General features: G+C 63.7%; 20 protein-coding genes. 9 read left to right on the forward strand and 11 right to left on the reverse strand.

Annotated elements, in window-relative coordinates:
• Window positions 1-2 precede the first annotated feature (2 nt).
• The 5 genes from HJB83_RS01170 to HJB83_RS01190 are packed head-to-tail and all read left to right on the forward strand — an operon-like array spanning window position 3 to window position 4,488.
• Entirely contained in the window at window positions 3-845 is an 843-nt protein-coding gene (locus HJB83_RS01170; protein WP_207585885.1) for a carbohydrate ABC transporter permease, read from the forward strand.
• A complete protein-coding gene (locus HJB83_RS01175) occupies window positions 845-1,900 on the forward strand; it encodes an ABC transporter ATP-binding protein (protein ID WP_207585886.1) in 1,056 nt (351 codons plus the stop codon). The genes HJB83_RS01170 and HJB83_RS01175 overlap by 1 nt, the downstream gene beginning before the upstream one ends.
• The gene (locus HJB83_RS01180; RefSeq protein ID WP_221131186.1) at window positions 1,900-2,679 is read left to right on the forward strand and encodes a glycerophosphodiester phosphodiesterase; all 780 of its coding nucleotides are present in this window, start codon (window positions 1,900-1,902) and stop codon (window positions 2,677-2,679) included. The genes HJB83_RS01175 and HJB83_RS01180 overlap by 1 nt, the downstream gene beginning before the upstream one ends.
• Window positions 2,663-3,667: a LacI family DNA-binding transcriptional regulator gene (locus HJB83_RS01185; protein ID WP_221131187.1), complete on the forward strand. Its 1,005-nt coding sequence runs from the start codon at window positions 2,663-2,665 to the stop codon at window positions 3,665-3,667. Before HJB83_RS01180 ends, HJB83_RS01185 begins: the two co-directional genes overlap by 17 nt.
• Window positions 3,667-4,488 (forward strand): inositol monophosphatase family protein, encoded by an 822-nt coding sequence (locus tag HJB83_RS01190; protein ID WP_207585889.1) that lies wholly within the window; start codon window positions 3,667-3,669, stop codon window positions 4,486-4,488. Before HJB83_RS01185 ends, HJB83_RS01190 begins: the two co-directional genes overlap by 1 nt.
• On the opposite strand, the gene HJB83_RS01195 is transcribed toward HJB83_RS01190, so the two are convergent.
• The 10 genes from HJB83_RS01195 to HJB83_RS01240 form a co-directional block, all read right to left on the reverse strand.
• A complete protein-coding gene (locus HJB83_RS01195; protein WP_221131188.1) occupies window positions 4,485-5,348 on the reverse strand; it encodes a glycerophosphodiester phosphodiesterase family protein in 864 nt (287 codons plus the stop codon). The two genes, HJB83_RS01190 and HJB83_RS01195, sit on opposite strands and share 4 nt — an antisense overlap.
• Window positions 5,349-5,418: 70 nt before the next feature.
• Window positions 5,419-6,513, reverse strand: coding sequence for an alanine--glyoxylate aminotransferase family protein (locus tag HJB83_RS01200; protein WP_221131189.1), 1,095 nt, complete (start codon window positions 6,511-6,513; stop codon window positions 5,419-5,421).
• Window positions 6,514-6,524: 11 nt separating this feature from the next.
• Window positions 6,525-7,307, reverse strand: a complete 783-nt coding sequence (locus tag HJB83_RS01205) for an ABC transporter ATP-binding protein (RefSeq protein WP_207585892.1) — start codon at window positions 7,305-7,307, stop codon at window positions 6,525-6,527.
• Window positions 7,304-8,098 (reverse strand): ABC transporter ATP-binding protein, encoded by a 795-nt coding sequence (locus HJB83_RS01210; RefSeq protein ID WP_207585893.1) that lies wholly within the window; start codon window positions 8,096-8,098, stop codon window positions 7,304-7,306. The genes HJB83_RS01205 and HJB83_RS01210 overlap by 4 nt, the downstream gene beginning before the upstream one ends.
• A complete protein-coding gene (locus HJB83_RS01215) occupies window positions 8,095-8,928 on the reverse strand; it encodes an ABC transporter permease (protein ID WP_207585894.1) in 834 nt (277 codons plus the stop codon). The genes HJB83_RS01210 and HJB83_RS01215 overlap by 4 nt, the downstream gene beginning before the upstream one ends.
• On the reverse strand, window positions 8,925-9,914 hold the full coding sequence (locus tag HJB83_RS01220) for an ABC transporter permease (RefSeq protein ID WP_207585895.1): 990 nt from the start codon (window positions 9,912-9,914) through the stop codon (window positions 8,925-8,927). The genes HJB83_RS01215 and HJB83_RS01220 overlap by 4 nt, the downstream gene beginning before the upstream one ends.
• Window positions 9,915-9,954: 40 nt before the next feature.
• Window positions 9,955-11,565, reverse strand: a complete 1,611-nt coding sequence (locus HJB83_RS01225; protein ID WP_221131190.1) for an ABC transporter substrate-binding protein — start codon at window positions 11,563-11,565, stop codon at window positions 9,955-9,957.
• Window positions 11,566-11,739: 174 nt separating this feature from the next.
• On the reverse strand, window positions 11,740-13,137 hold the full coding sequence (locus HJB83_RS01230; RefSeq protein WP_207585897.1) for an LLM class flavin-dependent oxidoreductase: 1,398 nt from the start codon (window positions 13,135-13,137) through the stop codon (window positions 11,740-11,742).
• Between the two features lie 18 nt (window positions 13,138-13,155).
• Window positions 13,156-14,208, reverse strand: a complete 1,053-nt coding sequence (locus HJB83_RS01235) for an ABC transporter permease (RefSeq protein WP_221131191.1) — start codon at window positions 14,206-14,208, stop codon at window positions 13,156-13,158.
• The gene (locus HJB83_RS01240) at window positions 14,205-15,689 is read right to left on the reverse strand and encodes a sugar ABC transporter ATP-binding protein (RefSeq protein ID WP_207585899.1); all 1,485 of its coding nucleotides are present in this window, start codon (window positions 15,687-15,689) and stop codon (window positions 14,205-14,207) included. The genes HJB83_RS01235 and HJB83_RS01240 overlap by 4 nt, the downstream gene beginning before the upstream one ends.
• Window positions 15,690-15,919: 230 nt before the next feature.
• Between HJB83_RS01240 and HJB83_RS01245 the strand changes: the two genes are divergently transcribed.
• Window positions 15,920-16,966 (forward strand): substrate-binding domain-containing protein, encoded by a 1,047-nt coding sequence (locus HJB83_RS01245; protein ID WP_221131192.1) that lies wholly within the window; start codon window positions 15,920-15,922, stop codon window positions 16,964-16,966.
• Window positions 16,967-17,045: 79 nt separating this feature from the next.
• Window positions 17,046-18,254: an acyl-CoA dehydrogenase family protein gene (locus HJB83_RS01250; RefSeq protein WP_207585901.1), complete on the forward strand. Its 1,209-nt coding sequence runs from the start codon at window positions 17,046-17,048 to the stop codon at window positions 18,252-18,254.
• Window positions 18,255-18,333: 79 nt separating this feature from the next.
• On the opposite strand, the gene HJB83_RS01255 is transcribed toward HJB83_RS01250, so the two are convergent.
• Window positions 18,334-19,551: an SfnB family sulfur acquisition oxidoreductase gene (locus HJB83_RS01255; protein WP_221131193.1), complete on the reverse strand. Its 1,218-nt coding sequence runs from the start codon at window positions 19,549-19,551 to the stop codon at window positions 18,334-18,336.
• A 169-nt stretch (window positions 19,552-19,720) separates the two neighbouring features.
• Between HJB83_RS01255 and HJB83_RS01260 the strand changes: the two genes are divergently transcribed.
• Together HJB83_RS01260 and HJB83_RS01265 are read left to right on the forward strand one after the other, a co-directional pair.
• Window positions 19,721-19,864, forward strand: coding sequence for a hypothetical protein (locus HJB83_RS01260; RefSeq protein ID WP_221116194.1), 144 nt, complete (start codon window positions 19,721-19,723; stop codon window positions 19,862-19,864).
• 8 nt (window positions 19,865-19,872) lie between these two features.
• Window positions 19,873-21,210: an LLM class flavin-dependent oxidoreductase gene (locus tag HJB83_RS01265; protein WP_207585903.1), complete on the forward strand. Its 1,338-nt coding sequence runs from the start codon at window positions 19,873-19,875 to the stop codon at window positions 21,208-21,210.
• Window positions 21,211-21,223: the final 13 nt, after the last annotated feature.

Here is a 21,223-nt window from a genome sequence, read left to right on the forward strand (position 1 = left end):
CCATGGCCGAACGCTCGCAGCCCTCGGCAAACTACCGCAGTTGGCCTGTCATAACGGCGCTGACCATCGTCAGCCTGCCGCTGCTGCTGATGTATGTCTATCTGTTTCTCGACACCGTGACGGTGAAACAGCCGGATGCCTTGCTGCCCTCCGGTTTGACACTTAATCACTGGCGCTTCCTGTGGCAGACGACGGCGGGCAAGGCGAACATCTGGCAGGTGACGCTGAATACGCTGCTGTTTTCAGCCTGCACCACCAGCCTGGTGCTCATCATCTCGTCGATGGCCGGTTATGTGCTGTCACGGCTGAATGTGCCGGCGCGCGGCTTCTTCCTCGCCGGTGTCATGGTGCTGCACGCCTTCCCGTCGGTGACGCTGATCATCGCCATCTTCATCGTGCTGCAGATGATCGGCCTCTATAACTCACTGATCGGCGTCATCCTGGTGAAGGCGGCGATCGACCTGCCGCTCGGCATCTGGCTGATGAAGGGCTTTTACGACACCGTGCCGTGGGAAATCGAAATGGCCGGCGTCGTCGACGGCGCTTCGCGTTTTCGGGTCTGGCGCAGCCTCGTGCTGCCGCAGGTCAAACCCGGCATCATGGCGCTCGGCCTGTTCTCTTTCCTCGCCGGCTGGGGCGAGTTCATCCTGCCGCAGGTGCTGGCGCCGGGCAATCAGGTGCAAGTGCTGTCGGTCTATCTCGCGGGCTTCCTCGCCGACGACAACAATTACGATTTCAATATGTTCAAGGCGGTCGGCCTCTTCTATCTCATCCCGGTGCTGATCGCTTATGCACTCTTCAACAAGTATCTCATGAACATCTACGGCGGCGGGAGCAAAGGCTGATGCGCATCCTTCTCGACAATTTTTCGAAGAGCTTCGGCTCCACCAAGGTCATCGAGAACATGCAGCTCGAAGTCGGCAACGGCGAGATGCTGGCGCTGCTTGGCCCTTCCGGCTGCGGCAAATCGACGACACTTTTTTCGGTCTGCGGCATCCACCGGCCGACCAGCGGACGCATCCTCTTCGGCGACCGTGACGTTACGGACCTGCCGAGCCAGGCCCGCAATGTCGGCGTCGTCTTCCAGTCCTATGCGCTCTATCCGCACATGACGGTTGCCGAGAACATCGGTTTTCCCCTGAAGGTGAAGGCCGTCAACGCTGCCGAAATCCGCAAGGAGGTCGAGCGCATTTGCGGGCTCGTCCATATCAGCAATCTTATGGAACGCCGCCCGGCGCAGCTTTCTGGCGGCCAGCAGCAGCGTGTTGCGCTGGCGCGAGCGCTGATCCGCAAGCCCGACGTGCTGCTGCTCGACGAGCCACTTGCCAATCTCGACGCCAAGCTGCGTCTCGAAATGCGCTCGGAAATCCGCCGCCTGCAGCGCGAAACCGGCATTACCGCCATTCTCGTTACCCACGATCAGGTGGAAGCGATGAGCATGTGCGACCGCATCGCCATCATGAAGGAAGGCGAGATCGTCCAGATCGCCACGCCGGCCGAGATGTACAATGATCCGAAAACCGCCTTCGTCGCCGGCTTCCTCGGCAATCCGCCGATCACCTTCCTGCGCGGCGTCGTGGACAGGGGCGCCTTCGCAATCCCGGAAAGCCAGATTCGGGTGCCATTGCCAGGCTCCGTCGGTGCCGCCGAGGGCACGAAGCTGATGCTCGGCGTCCGGCCGGAGCACTTCACCCCGGCGGGCGACGTCCCCGTCTCCGGCAAGGTCACCTTCGCCGAAACGCAGGGTCGCGAGAACCTCTACGACGTGGCGCTTGCCGGCGGGCCGCTGCTGCGCTCGATCCAGCCGGTGCGCAGCGACATCCATGTCGGTGACGATGTCCACTGGGCGATAGACAGCCGCGGCGTCTTCGTCTTCGACGAACATGGCAGGAGGCTCTGATGACCCGCGATTTCCAGGCATTTTTCACCCGTCACGGCTGGCCGACGGCCAAGGGCCATCTTCCCTTCTGCATTGGCCATCGCGGCGCCAGCGGCCATGAACGCGAGAACACGATCGCTGCCTTCCGCCGCGCCGCCGAACTCGGCGCTGAGATGTGGGAGCTGGACACGCAGCTGACCCGGGACGGCGTCGTCGTCGTCTCGCATGACGACCATCTGGAGCGTGTCTTCGGCATCGACCGCCGCATTTCCGAAATGACGGCGGCCGAACTCGCAGCCCTCGACGGCGTCGACGTGCCGAGTTTTTCGGAGGTGGCTGCACTCGGCCGCGAGACTGGAACCGGTCTCTATGTCGAGCTTAAGGCGCCCAGGACCGGCATGCTCTGCTGGCGGCATCTTGCCGAGATGAACCAGCGTTTTGCCTGCCTCGGCTCCTTCGATACGGCGCAGGTGCGCGAACTCCGCGACGCGGCCTGCGACTTCCCGCTTTCGGTACTGATCCAAGTCGGCCACGATCCACATGGGCTCGGCGACGAGGCCGGCGCCGATATCCTGCATCTCTGCTGGGAGAGGGCAGGTGAGCGGCCGCAGGATCTGGTGACCGAAGCGCTGATGCACCGCGCTTTCGAGGCGGGCCGCGAGATCGTGCTCTGGCACGAGGAGCGGCGGACCATTCTTAATGACATCATGAAACTTCCGGTTCTCGGCATCTGCACGGATCTGCCCGATCTGATGCGGCCGTCGGCGGTTGAGGAAAAAACAGTTGGCAGACAGGGATAAGGGACCGCGCAAGGTAACCTCCTTCGACGTGGCGCGTGTGGCCGGTGTCTCGCGCGCCGCGGTGTCGCGCGCCTTCACGCCCGATGCCAGCGTCTCGCCAAAGACACGCGAGAAGGTGTTTGAAGCCGCCAAGGAACTCGGCTATCGGGTGAACTATCTTGCTCGGAGCCTGACCAACAAACGCTCCGATCTCGTCGGCCTCGTCGCCGCCGGCCTCGACAATCCGTTCCGCACGCTGCAGATCGAGAACCTGGCAAGGGTGCTGATCGCCCGCAATTTCCGCCCCATCCTGCTGCCGACCTCGCAGGAGGCGGATACGTCGACGGTCATTGGCCAACTGCTGCACTACGCCGTCTCAGGCGTCATCGTCACCTCGGATGCCCCGCCAACCGAAATCTGCGAGCAATGTGCGGCCGAAGGCGTGCCGATCGTGCTCATCAACAAGGGCAACGACATCCCGTTCGTCGACCGCATCATCTCCGACGATCGCATGGCCGGCCATCTCGCCGCCAACCATCTGATCGGCTGCGGTGTGCAGAGGCCCGCCGTCATGGCGGCTCCTGCCATATCCTATACGGCGCGGCGGCGCAGCGAGGCGTTCCTTGCGCGCTGCAAGCAGCTCGGGACCGAGGCGCAGTTCCTGCAGCTCAGGGTCAACGACTACAAGAGCGGCTATGATGCCGCAGCCGAACTCGCCGCATCCGGCATCGACGGCTTGTTCTGCGCCAATGACTACATGGCCTGCGGCGTGCTCGACCGTGTCATGCAGGGCCGCGGCCGCGATGATGCACCGCCGCTCTCCATCATCGGTCACGACGACATTCCACAGGCAAGCTGGGCCGCCTACGACCTCACGACCATCCGCCAACCCTGCGACATTCAGGCCGCACAGACGGTCGACCTGCTGATCAGCCGGATGGCCGAGCCGGATTTGACGGCGCGTGTCGAATTCACGCCAGTGACATTGGTAAAAAGAAGGACCGCCTGATGAATTCCGCATTCGACGCCGCTGCCATCCACGCCCGTGCTGAGGTCGCGATCGCCATCGCCCTCGAGGTCGGACGGGAAGCGGCCCGGTTTCGGCGCGACTCGAACTCCGGCACGCTGGCCGTCGAGAACAAGGGATTGCAGGACTTCGTCACCATCGCCGACAGGAAGGCCGAACAGGCGATCCGCGATGGGCTGCTCTTACGCTTTCCGGGCGATACGTTCATGGGCGAAGAGAGTGGCGGGCGATCGAGCGAGGCCGGCACCTGGGTCGTCGATCCGATCGACGGCACGACCAACTATATCAGGGGCTTCCGGCATTGGGGCGTCTCGATCGCCTTCGTCGTCGCCGGCAAGGTCGAAATCGGCGTGGTCTACGATGCCACCGAGGACAAGGTCTTTCACGCCGTCCGCGGCGGCGGCGCCTTCAAGGACGGAATTCCTGTCCATGCAGCGGCGACCGCCGATCCCGCCAATGCGCTCGTCATTCTCGGCCATTCCCGCAAGACGAGTTTTGACGACCATCTTGCGCTCTCCAAGCGGCTCCACGAACGCGGCATGGACTATCGCCGCACAGGCGCGGCCGCCATCGATCTCGTTCGCGTCGCCGAGGGTGCTGCCGATCTCTATTACGAACGCCATCTCAATGCCTGGGACATGCTCGCCGGCGCGCTGATCGCCGAAGAGGCCGGCGCCACGGTGGCGATGCCGCCGGTCGACAGGCTGCTTGCGGATGGCGGACCGGTCATCGCCCACTCACCGGGGCTGGCCGGCGAATTCGCCTTCATCCTCGACATCGAGGGGCTCACGCCCAACGGTTAATCCGCCATGCGTCGGCGCCAGGCGCGTTCGGTCGCCGGTGCCTCGTCGGTGGTGATCTGGTCCGGCTTCAGGGCCATCAGCGCCTGGAAGTTCCGCCATTCCTCTTCGCTGAAACCGGCCGCCGGATCCTTCAAGGTAAAGGTCCAGGCATCGACCCGTTTGCCTTCGTCCTGGCAGAGCGCGATCATATCGAGACCTCCATTGGCGGCGGCAAGGATCAGCGGCCAGTGGAGATAGACCGTGTCCGGTTCGGTCGGGCCGCGCAGATCGGCGCGCAATGCCGTCTCGACAGCCTTCCAGCCGCTGGCGTTCCCGATATCGTAGAGCTTGTCGGTCGGATCGATGCCGCGCAAGAGATGCGGAAGCTTCTCCTTGACCGCGACGATCAGGTCGAGACTGCCGCCGCTGACGATCACCGAGGCGGCGATATCCCGGAAATGCTCGGCAAGATGCTCGATGCCGCCGGCGCCGATCGCTTCGAAATCGTCCTTCATGTCGAATTGCAGCAGTGCGGCCGGATGCGTCGATTGCATCATGGCGGCGAGATCCTCGCTCAGGATGAGCGGCCGGCCGCCCTCCTGCATCCTGATATCCCGGAGGTCGGCGAGGCTCTTCTCAACGATCGGCCCATATCCTGTCGTTTCGCCTTCGAGATCTTCGTCGTGCAGCACGACGAAACCGCCATCGGCGCGCACCCGCAAATCGAGTTCCATCGAGGCACCTGCTGCAAATCCCTCCGCCATGACCGCGGCGGAAAACAGCGGATCGGCAAAGCGTTTGCGCAGCCGGTGCCATTTCAGACGGGTGCGATGTCCCTCATGTGAAATCTCCAGGCCCTGCGCATCCAGCAATCTCGTCATCTGCACAAATCTCCGCGATGCTACTCTCCTGCCTTGACGCGCCGTGATTATCAAGGGCCGGATACGGCTTTCAGCGGCAGTAGGCCTCGCATATCGCCTCCGCAGCGGCGGCGACATCCGTGGGATAACCGGCCTGCCTGAGGGCGGCGCCATAGGCCACGACGTTCGACAGCACCGCCTGGAATGCGGCGCGCGGACCTGTATGGTTCAGCCGGACGAGGCGGGCCGGCGCGGTTCCCACACCTTCGGTCAGCTCCACTCCCAGCCGCCCCGCGGCGGCGATCAGCGCATCAGGCGCCAGTGCCTTCGGCATCGGCACCGCCGTCACCAGGTTCGAAGCTTTGGCTGCCGGCACCCAGACCCCCACGCCGAGCGCTGCAAGCCCCGCCCGTGTTGCCGATGCTGCCAGTGCATGGCGGGCGACGACATTCTCCAGGCCTTCGGCCTCGATGCGGTCGAGTGCGGTTTCGAGCGCGAAGAATTCCAACGGCGCCGGCGTTCCCGGCAGGCCGCGCCGTCCGCCGTCGACCCAGGTCTTCAGATCGGCCAACGACAGGATCGAATCGCGCGGCGCGCCATCGCTCAGAATGAGGCCCCAGGCGCGCCGGCTGATCGAGAGCGCCGAGACGCCCGCTGGACCGCCAAGCGCCTTCTGCGCACCGATCACCGCGATGTCGATGCCGAGATCGTCGACGTCGAGCCGATGGCCGCCGATCGAGGCGACCGCATCGACGACGGTGACGATGCCGCGGGCACGCGCAAGCGCCAGTATCTCAGGGAGGGGGTTGAGAATGCCGCTTGCCGATTCCGCATGAACCAGGGCGAGCACATCGATAGACGGGCCGGCGTCCAGCGCCTCGGCGATCGCCTCGATCTCCGTCGGCCGCCCTGGTTCGGCGATGATATCCTTGACCGCAGCACCACCTCGCCGCAGCCATTGCCCGAACCAGCCGCCATAGGGGCTGGTGACGATGTTGAGCGCCGTAAGGCCCGGACGGGCAAGGCTGACCGCCGCCGCCTCCAGCGCCACCATCGCCTCTGCCTGCACCAGCAATATGTCGTTGCCGCTGCTCAAGATGCTGCCAATTCTGTCGGCAAGAACGGCATAGCGCTCTGGTGGATAGGAGGGCGCGCCATGCAGGGGATTCCAACCAAGATCGGACATGGATACTTCCTTCAAGATGGATCCGTGACGAGACGGGGGACAGCGGCAACAAGCGCGCGGGCGGCATCGGATTGCGGCGCGGCAACGACCGCCGCTGCCGGGCCGATCTCGACGATCCGCCCGCCTTCCATGACGGCGATGCGGTGGGAGACGGCGCGGACCACGGCAAGATCGTGCGAAATGAACAAACAGGCAATGCCCTGTTCCTTCTGCAGATCGACCAGAAGTTCGAGGATCCTGCCGCGCACGGTGACGTCGAGTGCCGAGACCGCTTCGTCGAGCACAAGCAACGAGGGCCGTGTCGCAATCGCCCGCGCGATCGCCACACGCTGTCGCTGGCCGCCGGAGAGCGCACGAACGGGACGAGTGGCATAATCTGCAGCCAGACCGACACGCTCGAGAAGCATGGCGATCTCGCCGGGGCGCTGGTCTTTCGGGACGACGCCATGGATGCGCAACGGATCATCGAGGACAGTGCCGACAGTCGCCAGCGGATTGAAGGCCGCCAGCGGATCCTGGAACACTATCTGCATGCGCGCCCGCTTGCGGCGCAAAGTCGCGCCATTCAGCGTTAGCCAATCCTCTCCCTCGAAGCGGATCGAGCCGGCATCGGCCGCAAGAAGCCGCAGCAGGATGCGCGACAGCGTCGATTTCCCGCTGCCGGAAGCGCCGACGAGCCCGAGTGTTTCGCCGGCCGCAATCGTCAGCGACACGTTGTCGAGGGCGGCAACCCGACGCCCTGCGGAAGAAAACCCTTTCGCCAGGTTTTCGACGGACAGCAGGGTATCATTCATGACGGCACCTCCGCGATCAGCGGCGGTGTCGCGAGGTCGCGGTGGCTGGCGATGAGCGCGGCGGTATAAACGCTTTTCGGCGCCGAAAGCACTGAACGGACCGGTCCCGCCTCGACCAGCCTCGCGTCGCAGAAAACCGCGATGCGATCGACGAAGCCGGAGGCAAGGGCGATGTCGTGCGTGATGAAAAGCAGCGTCATGCCGTCCTCGCGAACCAGCCCGTCGAGCAGGCGGACGATCTCGGCCTGGACGACGACATCGAGCGCGCTGGTCGCTTCGTCGGCGATCAGCAGCGCTGGTTTCGCGGCAATGGCTGCGGCGATCGCCACGCGCTGGCGCTGACCGCCGGAAAGCTGATGCGGAAAAGCCCGCATCACCTTGTCAGGCTGCGGTATCCGCACCCGCCCAAGCAGCTCTTCGGCCCTGATATAGGCCTGTTTCCAGCTGACGCCGAGATGGCGCCTCGCGCCTTCGGCGACCTGTTCGCCGACCGTCAGCACGGGATTGAGGCTCGCGCCCGGATCCTGGAAGACGAAGCCGAAATCGCGACCAGGGCGGGGCGGATGGCCAAGCCCAGGCCAAAACACCTCGCCGCCAACTCTCGTTCCCTCCGGCAGCAGGCCGGCGAGCGCGCGGGCGACGGTGCTCTTGCCGGAGCCGCTTTCGCCGATGATCGCAAGCCTTTCGCCTGTAGCGATATCGAGATCGATATGGTCGAGCGCGGCAGCACTGTTCCTGCCGCGCCCGTAGGTGACCGAAAGCTGCCGCAGGCTGCAGAAAACGCCGTTCATGCCGCCCTCACGCCGTCATCGCCAAGCGCCTTGCTAATACCTTCGCTGAAGAGATGGACGCCGAGCACGGTGACGGCGAGTGCCGCCCCCGGTAGGACCGAGAGATAGGAGGCCGAACGCAGCACACTGCGGCCCTCGGCGATCATCGAGCCCCAGGTGGCGATATTGGGATTGCCAAGACCAAGAAAGGAAAGTGCTGCCTCGGTGAGAATTGCGCCGGCGACAATGGTGGCCGACAGCGCCAGCACCGGCGGCAAAGCGTTCGGCAGGATCTCCCGGAAGGCGATCTCGGCCGGATGCATGCCGATCACCCTTGCAGAGGCGACGTAATCCTGCTCGCGGATCGCCAGCACCTGCGCTCTCGTCAGCCGCGCCGGATCGGCCCATGTGCCAAGCGCGATGGCAAGGACGACGACAGGCATCGAGACCCCGATGGTGCTGACGAAGGCAAGGGCGAGCAGAAAGCCCGGCACGATCTGGAAAGCGTCGACCACGCGCATCAGCGCCTCGTCGACGATCCCGCCGGCAAAACCGGCCGCCATGCCGACGCAGAGGCCAAGCAGCATGGCCGAAAACGCTGCCGCAAGGCCGACGGCAAGCGAGGTTCGCGCACCATAGAGTAAGCCCGCCACCACGTCGCGGCCAAGCCGGTCGGTGCCAAGCGGAAAACCTGGATCGGTGAATGGCTGAAGCAGCGCCCGGCCGGCAATTCTCAGCGGATCGCCCGGCGAAATGATCGGAGCAAGCAGCCCAACCGCAAGCAGGACGAGAAGGATCACAAGCCCGACCGCGCCTTCCGGCGTGCTGAGGAGGCGGCGGAGACGGCTCATGCATTGCCCTCCGAAGCGCCGATGCGCGGATCGAGCGCGGCATAGACGAGATCGACGAGAAAGTTGACCGAAATAACGAGGACGGCACTGGTAACGATAATACCCATCAACAGCGGCGCGTCGCGGCCGTTGACCGCCTCCTGCGCCAGCCGCCCGAACCCGGGAATAGCAAAGACGCTCTCGATCACCACGCTGCCGCCGAGCATGGCCGCCGATTGTAGCCCGAGCATGGTGACGAGCGGCAGCAGCGCATTGCGCGCCACGTGGCGTAGCACGATGCGACTGCGCGACAGACCTTTGGCGCGGGCAAAGAGCACGAAATCCAGCTTCCAGGCCTCCGCCATGCCGGCGCGCATCACCCGCAGGAACAGGGCGAGATAGATCAAGGCGAGCGCGCCGACCGGCAGGACCAGATGATCGGCAATGTCGAGCGCGCGCGACAATCCTGTCTTGCCGGAAGCGATCGTCTCGATGCCGGCGATCGGAAACCAGCGCAGCGTCACCGAAAAGGCGATGCTCAGAACCAGGCCGAGCCAGAAGCTCGGAATGGCGTAGACAATCAGCGAACCGATCGACAGCAATCGGTCGCGAAGGGTGCCCGGCCGGGCGCCGGCAAGGATACCGAGCGCCGAGCCCAAGCCGAAAGACAGCGCGGTGGCGCTGCCCATCAACAGCAGCGTGTTGGGCAGGCGTTCGGCAATTAGTGCGCCGACCGGCCGCCCGAAGGCCACCGACCAGCCGAGATCGAGCCGGGCAAGCGAGGAAAGATAGAGCCACAGGCGCGCGAGCACGGACCGGTCGAGGCCATAGCTTTCGCGCAGCGACTGCCTGAGTGCCGCATCGCCGCCCCCGATCGAGCCAAGATAGGCGTCGACGGCATCGCCCGAAGCGGATTCGAGCAGCAAAAAGGTGAAGATCACCACGATCAGCAGCACCGGAATACTGCTGATCGCCCTGCGCCTCAGGAGGATGATTGCACGTTTCACGCCGGACTGGGCCCCCGGAAGAGAATTGCCGCCAATCTTATCATGATTGCAGCGCGGTATCGCCCCAGTTCGAAACGGCCCAGCGCGGATTGTCCGAGACGTTGAGCACGGTATCGCGAGCAACGGTTATGAAGCCCCATTCCGCGACGTTGATCAGCGGCAGATCGGCGACGACGAGCTGCTGGAACTTGCGGTAGAGATCGGTGCGCGCCGTCGTGTCGACGGTTTCGGAGGCCTGATGGATGATCTTGTCGAGCTCCGGATTGACGTAGCCGCCCTGGTTGGAAAAGGGCACACCATCAGGTGTGCCGGACTGGACGAGAATGGTGGTGGAGATCGCCGGATCGCCGCGGAACACCGGCGGACCGACGGCAAGATCGAAATCGTGGTCGGTATAAACAGCTTTCTGGTGGGCGGCCGCATCGGCATTGACGATCTCGGCATCGATGCCGATCACGGCGAGCGCCTGGCGAAGGTAATCGCCGAACTGGCGGGTCTCGTTGAAATAGGGCGCCGGGCGAAGCTTCAGCTTGAAGCGGTTACCGTCCGCCCCTTTGGCGTAACCCGCCTTGTCAAGAATATCGTTGGCGGCGGCGGGGTCGAATGCATAGGCCGCGACATCTGATGTGTAGAACTCCGGCGCATTCCTCGGCACCGGGCCTGTGGAGGCAGCGGCGTAACCGAGGAAGATCGTGTCGACCACAAATTTCTTGTCGATCGCCTGGGCGATCGCCTGGCGGACCCGGAGGTCGGCCAACTCCTTGCGGCGGTGATTGATCTCGACGACCAGCTGATAGGTCAAAGCCTCATAGCCCTTCGAAATCACCTTGATACCGTCGACCTTGGAGATGCGGCCGAGATCGGCAAGCGGCACTGCCGAAAAGGCGGCAAGCTGGATTTCGTCGGCTTCAAGCGCCGCCCCCGCCGACGCGCGATCCGGCAGCACGCGGAAGACGATCTCATCGAGTTTCGGCTGGTCCCTGCCCCAGTAATTCTCATTGCGCGTCAGCCGGTAATATTCGCCGGGCTTGTATTCGGCGAACTTGAACGGACCAGTGCCGACGAGCGCGTCGTTGGCCGGATTGGTGGCGATATCGCTGCCGTCGAAGATGTGCTTGGCAACGACGCTGGTGACGACGGGCAGGGCATTGCGGATCAGCTGGAACGGCGTCGGCTTGGAGAAGCGGAAGACGGCGGTGTAATCATCAGGGGTATCGACGGCTTCGAGATCGGCGAAGACCAGGCGGCCGAGATTCTGCAGCGGCTTCCAGATATTGAGCGCGGAAAAGGCGACATCGAGCGAGGTGAACGGCTTGCCGTCGTGCCAGGTGACGCCGTCGCGCAGCTTGAAGGTGACGGAGAGGCCGTCGGCCGAGCCCTCCCAGGACGTGGCGAGGCGCGGCGAAAGCCCGTCCTTGCCGTCGAACGAGGCTTCGGCCAGTGGTTCGATCACCTTGCTTGCGACGAAAAAGACGCCGTTCGAGGCAACGATGGCAGGATTGAGGTTCTTCGGCTCGGAATCCGCAGCAACGATCAGCCGGCCACCGGCGGGCGCCGTCTGCGCCAGCGCGTGGCGGCTAAGCGCCGTCGAAGCGAGGAGCAGGGCGGCGCCCTTCATCAGCGTGCGCCGCGAGATAGATGGTACGGTCATGACCCCTCCTGATCGATAAAATTTCAAGTGCCCATATTCAGGGCGAAATGCCAACTATCATAGATAATTAAATTCGAATGGTCGGGCCGGGCGAGACATTTTTTGTCACCCAGCCATTATTTGCTTGGAGCAGGATATTCCTCGAAAACCGCTCACACTTTTCGGCATCATGCTCTAGCCGCTGGCGGCGAGGCGTGTTGGCTCGCTAAAGAGATCGCGGTAGGCGGCACCCGGATGCGGCGCGACAAGTCGCGGTCCTGCTCCCCCAAGCTTTTCCCGCAGCGTGCCCTTGGCATATTCGGTCTTGTAGACGCCGCGCTTCTGCAATTCCGGCACCAGCAAATCCACAGCATCCTCGAAACTCTCGGGCGTCACGGCATAGGCGAGGTTGAAACCGTCGACATCGGTGTCCTCGATCCATTCCTGCATCAGATCGGCAACCGTCTGCGGCGAGCCGACGAAAACAGGACCAAAACCGCCGACGCCGACCCAGTCGGCCATTTCGCGCACCGTCCATTCCTTGGTGGGATCGATGGTGGTGAAGGTCTCGACGGCCGATTGCACCGCATTGGTATGACGGTGGCGCAGCACTTCGTCCGGCCCGAATTGGCCGAAATCGATGCCGGTCCAGCCGGAGATCAGCGTCAGCGCGCCTTCGAAGGAGGCATATTTGCGGTATTCGTTGAATTTGCGCTGCGCCTCGGCATCGGTCTCGCCGAGGACTACTGTCTGGAGGTTGAAGGCGAGAATGTCGCGCGGGTTGCGGCCGATACGCTCGGCCGCCTCGCGGACATTGGCGACATAGCGTTTCAGCACCGCCTTCGATGGCGACGCCACGAAGATGCATTCGGCATGGGCGCCGGCGAAATCCTTGCCGCGGCTGGAGGCGCCGGCCTGGTAGAGCACCGGCGTGCGCTGCGGCGAGGGTTCGCTCAAATGAATGCCGGGCACGTTGAAATGCCGGCCGGAATGGCGGATCGGGTGGACTTTTTCTGGATGGGTGAAGATGCCGGTTTCGCGGTCTCGGACCACGGCGCCGTCCTCCCAGCTTCCCTCCCAGAGCTTGTAGCAGACTTCGAGATATTCTTCGGCGAGGTCGTAGCGATCGTCGTGTCCCGTCTGCGCCGGCTGACCGATGTTGAGCGCGCCGCTGTTGAGATAGGAGGTGACGATATTCCAACCGACGCGGCCTTTCGTCAGATGATCGAGCGTCGAGATGCGGCGGGCGAAGGTGTAGGGATGCTCGAAAGAGAGCGAGGCCGTCAGGCCGAAGCCGAGGTGCTCGGTGGCGTAGGCCATGGTCGGGATGAGCTGCAGCGGATCGTTGACCGGCACCTGCGCCGAATGTCGAAGGGCGGCATCGACATTGCCGTTCAGCACATCGTAGACGCCGAGCACGTCGGCGATGAACAGGCCGTCGAACCCGCCGCGCTCCAGCGTCTTTGCCAGATGCACCCAGTAGTCGAGATCCTTATAGGTCCACGACTTGTCGCGTGGATGGCGCCAGAGCCCCGGCGACTGGTGTCCGACGCAATTCATGTCGAAGGCGTTCAGCCTGATTTGGCGGGTCATGTCTTTCTTCCTTGGAATTTAGGAATTGCTGCGGCCGAGGCCGTAGGTCAGCGCCAGCGCGCCGACGAGCACGGCGCCCTTGACAAAATCCTGGGTGTAATAGGGGGCGTTCAGCATGGTCAGACCGTTCAGCAGCACGCCGACGAAGACGGCGCCGGCGATGGTGCCGAGCACGTTTGGGCGCCGCAGGTTGAAAACGGCAAAACCGATCAGCGCGGCGGCAACCGAATCCATCAGCAGCGAGCCGCCGGAAGAGATGTCGCCACGCCCAACGCGGGCGGCAATGATGATGCCGCCGAGCGAGGCCAGCGTGCCCGACAGGACATAGGCGAGCGTCTTCAGCCTGACGGTCGAAGCCCCAGCGAGCCGGGTGGCGACCTCGTTGCCGCCGGTCGCAAACAGCAGCCGGCCGATGCGGGTGCGTTCGGTGAGGATGAAGAGTACGACGGCGACCGCCGCCATTAACACCACTGAGACGGGGAGGGTGCCGAAGATGCTGTAGCGGCCGATCAGCAGGAAGGCCGGGTCGTAGGCGCCGGTCGCCTTCGAACCGTCGGGCAAGGTGAGGCCTGATGAAATCGACCGGCCGGCAGTGGGTATCAGCTGCAGGCCGGAGAGCAGGAACATCATCGCCAGTGTCGCCAGCAGATCCGGCACCTTCAGGCGGACGATCAGCAAGGCGTTGACGAGGCCGACCAGGGCGCCGAAGGCGAGCACCAGCGGCACCGTCGCGTAGGCGTCGAGACCCCAGACGATCATCGCATAACTCGCCGCCATCACGCTCGATGCGGCGACCGCGCCGATCGACAGGTCGAAACCGCCGACAGCAAGCGTGACAGTGACGCCGGCACCGAGGATGGCGACGACCGACACCGCCTGCAGGATGCTCATGAGATTGGCGATGTTGATGAAAGCGGGCTCGGCGATCGAAAAACCGACGATCAGCAGCGCAAGCAGGATAAACACCGCGCCTGCGCGGAGAAACGCCCCTAAGGCTGCAAGGCGGCCGCTTTCGGCGTGCGATACCGTTTGCAGAGTGCCTGCCCGAGTGTTGTCGTCGAACGTCGTCATGCCGATATTTCCTGAATGGCAAAAGGAGCGGCATTTCCGTCCGCGGCGGGTTCCAACACGTGGCGGTCGATGACCAGGATGCGGTCGGCCACTTCATAGGCCTCCTCGGGATCGGAGGTCGCGATCAGCGTCGCCCGGTCGGTGCGGGCACGGATTGCCTGTATGATATCGCGGCGGGCGCCGACGTCGACGCCCTGAAAGGGCTCGTCGAGCAACAGGAGGCGGCTTGGCTCCGCTTCCCAGCGGGCGATCACCGCCTTCTGCTGGTTGCCGCCGGACAGCGACCAGACGGAGGCGAGCGGACCGGCTGCCTTGATGCCGAAATGGGCGATCGCCTGCTCGGCCTCATGTCGTTCGCGCCTGCCGAGGAGGAACCCGCGCGGATACCATTTGGAAAGATGCGGCAGGCTGATCGTCGCCGAGAGCGAATGGCCCGGCCATGCCGGCGGCATCAGCGAGGAACGATGACGGTCTTCGGCCGCCATCGCAACGCCTGACGCAATCGCTTCGGCCGGGCTTTTCGGTCGGTAAGGCCGGCCCTCGAGAAACATCGTGCCACCCTCAAGCGCCGTCGCGCCGAAGATCGCCTGGAGCAGCCGGCTCTTGCCGGCGCCGAGCACGCCGGTCACCGCCACCACTTCGCCCTCATGGAGCGACAGATCGAAGGACGCGCCTGTGGGCAGCAGGCAGGCATCGCGCATCTCGAAAATCACCGGGCCGGTCGCGGGCCGCGCATCCGGCCGGGCCGCATCCAATCTGCGGCCGATCATCGTCTCGATGGCGCTCGAAAAATCGATCGGCCGCGAGAAGGTGCCGACGACGCGGCCGCCGCGCATGACGAGCGCGCGGTCGGCAATCGCTTCGAGATCGGCTGTGCGATGCGATATATAAAGGATTGCCAGTCCCCTCTGGCGAAGCCTCAGCAGAATGTCAAAGAGACGGCGGCTTTCCTCTCCGGAAAGGCTCGCCGTCGGCTCATCGAGAATGAGGAGATCGGCGCGGTTGGCTAGCGCCCGTGCAATCGCCACCAGTTGCCGGTCGGCGCTGGCGAGTTCGCCGAAATCACGGTCGAGCGGCAAGGTGAGGCCGGCAGCATCGAGCATCGCCTGCGCCGCTCGGCGAATGCCGGCGCGCGTGACGAAGAAGGGCGTGCTGCGATCGGCGAAACGGTTGAGAAGCAGGGCGTCGGCGACGGTCAGGCCGGCTGCACCGACCAGATCCGTCGACTGATGCACGGTGACGATACCGGCCCTTGCCGCTTCCGCCGGGCTGCGCGGCGCGAAGGGACGGCCATCGAAACGGATCGTACCGCCGTCGGCCGGAAGCACGCCGGAAAGGATTTTGACCAGCGTCGATTTTCCCGCGCCGTTTGCGCCCATGAGCGCTACGATCTCGCCGCGCTCGATCGAAAGATCGGCGCCGGCAAGCGCCCGCGTCGACCCGAAGCTGCGGCTGATATTTTCTATGTGAAGAAGCGGCATCGACAAGATCCGGGACTGCATTTGTATCAGGAGTGTGCCTCTTTTGGGCGGTCGAATTCCAGGCACGCATTTCCCCGGCGGACAGTGCCGGGGGAACAAAGAATCTCCCGCAGCCCGCAAAATCGGATCATTTAATCTACTAAAAACATAGAGATTATATCTAATAACTTGACGCGTCGCGGGGTGCTGCCTGTCAGACGACGCCTCTTTTTGCCAAAAGGAACGCGACGATGAAATCCCTCGCACGGCTCGCACTGTCTGCCGCCGTCATTCCGTTCATTTTCATTCAAGGCGCAATGGCCGACGGCCTGTCCGGTGCTCCGGCTCCCTTCGACAAGGGTGGCGTCAAGGTGGCGTTGATCAGCTACATCTCGGCCGGCGATTTCTTCCAGGCCTACCAGGCGGGCGCCGAGGCCCAGGCCAAGGCACTGGATATCGACCTGCGCATCTTCCCCGGGCGGCAGGATGCCGCCGAGCAGCGCGAGCAGATCCTGCAGGCGATCAACCTCGGCGTCTCCGGCATCGTCATCGACCACGGCCTGCCGGAATCGCTCGGCGACGTCGTGCAGCAGGCGCTCGACAAGGGCATCAAAGTCGTGGCTTTCGACGTCAACCTCAACAACCCCAAAATCCCACAGGTGGAGCAGAGCGACCACGAGCTTGCCTCGCTGGCGCTCGCGCAGGTGGTGAAGGATAACGGCAACAGCTTCAACGCCGGTTATGTCTATGTCGCGGGCTTTGCGCCGCTCGACCGCCGCAACGAAGTCTGGGACAAGTTCAAGTCGGACAACAAAGGCGTGGTCGAAAAGGCCCGCTTCGGCAATGTCAGCGACACGACGGCAACCTCGACCGCCGACCAGGCCAAGGCCGTACTCACAGCCAATCCCGATATATCGGTGGTCTTCGCCCCCTATGACGAATTCGCCCGCGGCGTAAAACTCGCTGCCAACGATCTCGGCATTGCAAACAAGCTCAAGATCTATTCTGCCGATGTCTCCACGGCCGATATCCAGGAAATTACCGAGGAAGGCAGTCCCTGGGTCGCGACCGTCGCCACCAATCCGGCCGTGGTCGGCGCCGTCTCGATCCGCGCCGCCGCTCTCGAAATCGCCGGCCAGACGGTACCCCATCAGATTACCGTGAAGCCGACGCTTCTGACGCAGGAGAGCCTGCGCGCCGCCGGCGTCAAGACGATCGAAGAGCTGGCCGAAAAGGTCCCCGCCTTCAGCATCAGCGATGCGGCGACCGCCAGCTGGATCCCGGACAAACTGTTCTGAGGCTTTTGGCTTGATCCTTTCCGGCGGGGAGCGTGCGGCTCCCGCCGGAACATCCCCTTGGAGAATTGGAGTTCCGCCCATGAGCCAGTCCAATGTCGTCTTCGCGGCCCCCCGCAACCCGACGCGAGAAGACCTCTTTGCCCGTGCCGAGGCTATCTCGGCCGACCTTTCCCAGCGCGCGGCCGAACTCGACCGCGACGGCCGTCCGCCACTTGCCGAGATCGTCAAGCTGAAGAATGCCGGCCTGCTCAACGCGCTGCATCCGTCAGAGATCGGCGGCGGCGGCCTCGATTGGGTCGACGGGCTGAGGCTGGTACGCATTCTCGCCCGTGGCGAGAGCTCGATCGGCCAGTTGCTCGGCTACCATTATGTCAATAGCCAGTACATCTACTGGGCGCTCGATGCGGCGCGCGCCCAAGCGCTCGGCGGCGAGACGGTGGCGAAGAACCTCTATTGGGGCGCGGCCGTCAACCCGCGCGACCCCGGGCTGGTGCTGACCCGCCGCGGCAACGGCTATGTGCTGAACGGCCGCAAGTCCTTCTCCACGGCAGCGCGGGTCTCCGACTATATCAACGCCAACGCCACGCTCGATGACAAGATCGCCGGTTTCGCCGTGCCGACCAATCGCCCAGGCTACGTCGCCAGCGACGACTGGGACAATATCGGCCAGCGCCTCTCCGACAGCGGCAGTGTCGAATTCCACGATTTCCCCGTCTACGAGGAGGATTTCGTCGGTGCGCCCGCTGCAGCCGATGTGGCGCCGCCCGTGCTCTCGACCTTCAATACGCCGTTCATCCAGCTGGTCTTCGTCAACTTTTATCTCGGCACCGCCGAAGGCGCGTTGCAGGCGGCCGTCGACTACGTCAGAACCACGACCCGGCCGTGGATCACATCAGGCGTCGAGCGGGCAGCGGACGATCCCTATATCCTCGAACGTGTCGGCGAATTCACCGCCGCGCTGAAGGCCTCGGCAGCCCTTGCCGACAGCGCGGCAACCGCCGTGCAGGCGGGTCTAGCCCACGGCCGAGATGTGACGGCACGCGAGCGCGGCGAGGCGGCGGCGGAAGCCTATGCCGCCAAGGTCCATGCCACCCATGTCTCGCTCGACATCACCTCACGCGTCTTCGAACTGACGGGCGCGCGCTCGACAGCGAACAAATATCGCTTCGACCGGTTCTGGCGCAATGTCCGCACCCACACGCTGCACGACCCGGTCTTCTACAAGGCCAAGGAAGTTGGTGAATTCGTGCTGAACGACAAGATACCGGAGGTCAGCCTCTATAGCTGAGGCGGCCGTCTTCCCTCGAACGCAAAAGCCCCACCGCCAACGCTGGCGGTGGGGCTTTCGTTTGCAAGCGACGGAAATTTCAGAGCGCGCCGTTTTTCGGCGGCGTCACGCCGTTCAGATGGTAGTTGCCGACAACGTGATATTTCCAGCGCACCGGATCGTGCAGCGTATGAGTGCGGGCATTGCGCCAGTGGCGGTCGAGATTGAGGCCTGCCTGTACCGACGAGGTTCCGGCAAGTTCGAAGAGCGTATTCGCCGCCTCGATCGCCACCTCGGTCGTCAGCACCTTGGCGGCGGCAACCGCAAGCGTCGCCTCGACAACGTTTTTCTCCGTCGTCTCGATCTGCGCGGCATCGACCTTGTGGCCGGCACGCTCGACGAGCGCCGTTGCGGCTTCCAGCCGGATGGCGATCTGGCCGACCTTGGCGATCGTCAGCGGATCGTCGGAGGCACGGTCGAGGCCGCTATCCATCCAGGGGCGCGATTTCGTCCTGACGAACTCCAGCGTTTCGGCAAAGGCCGCCCGCGCAATACCGAGATCGATACCGGCATGGATGATCTGGCCGACCGAGCCGATCGTCGTCGGCCGCTCGAAGCCCTTGTGATGGAAGACGACGGAATCGGCGCTGACATAGACATTGTCGAGGATCGTCGTGCCGCTGCCGGTGGTGCGCTGGCCAAAACCGTCCCAGTCGTCGACGATCTCGATGCCTTCGGTGCCTTTCGGCACGAAGGCCATGGTCAGCCGCTCCTCCGCATCGAGCGCAAAGACGGCGATCCAGTCGGCAAAGAGGACGCCGGTCGAATAGAATTTGCGGCCGTTGATCCGGTAACCCGGACCGTCGCGGGTGATGCGCGTGTTATAGTGGCCGACCGTCTTCGTGCCGCGCTCGGAAAGTGCATTGCCGAAACGGTCGCCGGCCAGCACCCGGCCGAAGAAATAACGCTGCTGCTCCTCGCCGCCGTCGGTTCTGAGCGCCTCGAGAATATAGAAATGGTTCTGCGGGATCTGGCCGATCGAACTGTCCGCCTCCGACAGGATCGCGGTGATCTCGGCAAGCACGGCGTTCGAGACGTCGAGCCCGCCATATTGCGCGGGCACGGTGATCGCCAGAAGGCCGGATTGGGCGAGAAGATCGAGTTCGGCGAACGGCAGGAGCCGGTCGCTATCGCGCTCGGCGGCGCGTGCGGCAAATTGCGCCGCCAGCCTGCGGGCGGTTGCGATCACTTCCTCGTCGCTGCCGATACGGGCGGCCACCGGCCGGATCTGGTCTGCTTGCCTCAGGACGGTATTCATCGATGTCTCCAATTCTACCGATCCTATCGGTGAAAGAAATCGAGCATCGAGATAAGAGCACAAATTCTATAGATGTCATGTAAAATGGAAAGTGTTTGCTTATCGGCCTCCGGCCGCCGGGATTAGTGTCTCGGTTCGGCGTTTCCGTGAAAACGCGGCCGGAGAAGGAATGAAATTCCTGGCGGAAATTACTGCAGCCGGCCTCGATTTGAATTCGTCGACCTCCTACGTAACCGATATCCGATGCGTCGCCGCAGCGGCTCCGGAAAGAACGCCCAATGCGGGGCAGGCGGCCGCCTTGCCCGATCCATGAGGAAAATCATGACCCGTTCACGGCAGTTGCGCCTCGGCGCCTTCATGCGTCCCGTCAGCTTGCATACCGGCGCGTGGCGTTATCCCGGTTCCTATCCTGACGCAAACTTCAATTTCGCGCATCTAAAGTTCTTTGCACAGGCGCTGGAACGGGCGAAATTCGACGCCTTCTTCATGGCCGATCATCTTGCCGTGCTCAACATGCCGGTCGAGGCACTCAGGCGCAGCCACACCGTGACCTCTTTCGAGCCCTTCACGCTGCTCTCAGCGCTGGCGGCAGTGACGGAGCGTATCGGTCTCGTCGCTACCGCTTCCACCACATTCGACGAGCCCTATCACATAGCCCGACGTTTCGCCTCGCTCGACCATATCAGCGGTGGCCGCGCCGGCTGGAACATCGTCACGACGTCGAACCCCGACGCCGCTCTCAATTTTGGCCTCGACGAACATATGGAGCATGGCGAGCGTTATCATCGCGCTCGGGAGTTTTATGATGTCGTCACCGGGCTCTGGGACAGCTTCGCCGACGACGCCTTCATTCGCGACCGGGAGAGCGGCCTGTTCTTCGATCCGGAAAAAATGCATGCGCTGAACCATAAGGGCGAGGAACTCAGCGTCCGCGGGCCGCTCAATATCGCCCGCCCGCCGCAGGGATGGCCTGTCATCGTCCAGGCCGGCCAGTCGGATCCCGGCCGCCAGCTTGCCGCGGAGACCGCCGAAATGGTCTTCTGTTCGCCGCGCGATCTTGCCGCCGGCAAGGTGCTTTTTGCCGATATCAAGGGTCGCATGGAAGCCATCGGCCGCAACCGCGACCATCTGAAGATCCTGCCCGCCGCCTTCGTCATCGTCGGCGACAGCATCGAGGAGGCCCGCGCCAAACGTGCCACCCTCGACGGCCTGGTGCATTACGACAGCGCAATCGCCTCGCTTTCGATCGCGCTCGGCCATGACGCTTCCGGCTTCGATCCCGACGCGCCGCTACCGGCCGATATTCCCGACACCAATGCCAGCAAGACCGGCCGCGCCCAGGTCCTGAAGCTTGCGGCGGAAGAAAACCTGACCGTGCGGCAGCTGGCGCAACGCTATGGTGGCTATGCCGGCCTTGCCTTCGTCGGTACACCGGCAAGCATTGCCGACGAAATGGAATGCTGGCTGGAGGAGGAAGGCTCGGACGGCTTCAATATCGTCTTCCCCTATCTGCCGCAGGGTCTCCTTGACGTCACTGAACGACTGGTTCCGGAGCTTCAGCGCCGCGGCCTGTTCCGCAGCGAATATGAAGGCGCAACGCTGCGCGAGCATCTCGGCTTGCCGCGGCCGGAGAACCGGTTCTTCGTATCGGGCGCATGAGGCGCTGCTGCCA

This window comes from Rhizobium sp. NZLR11 (genome assembly GCF_019685115.1).
Classification (GTDB): Bacteria; Pseudomonadota; Alphaproteobacteria; order Rhizobiales; family Rhizobiaceae; genus Rhizobium.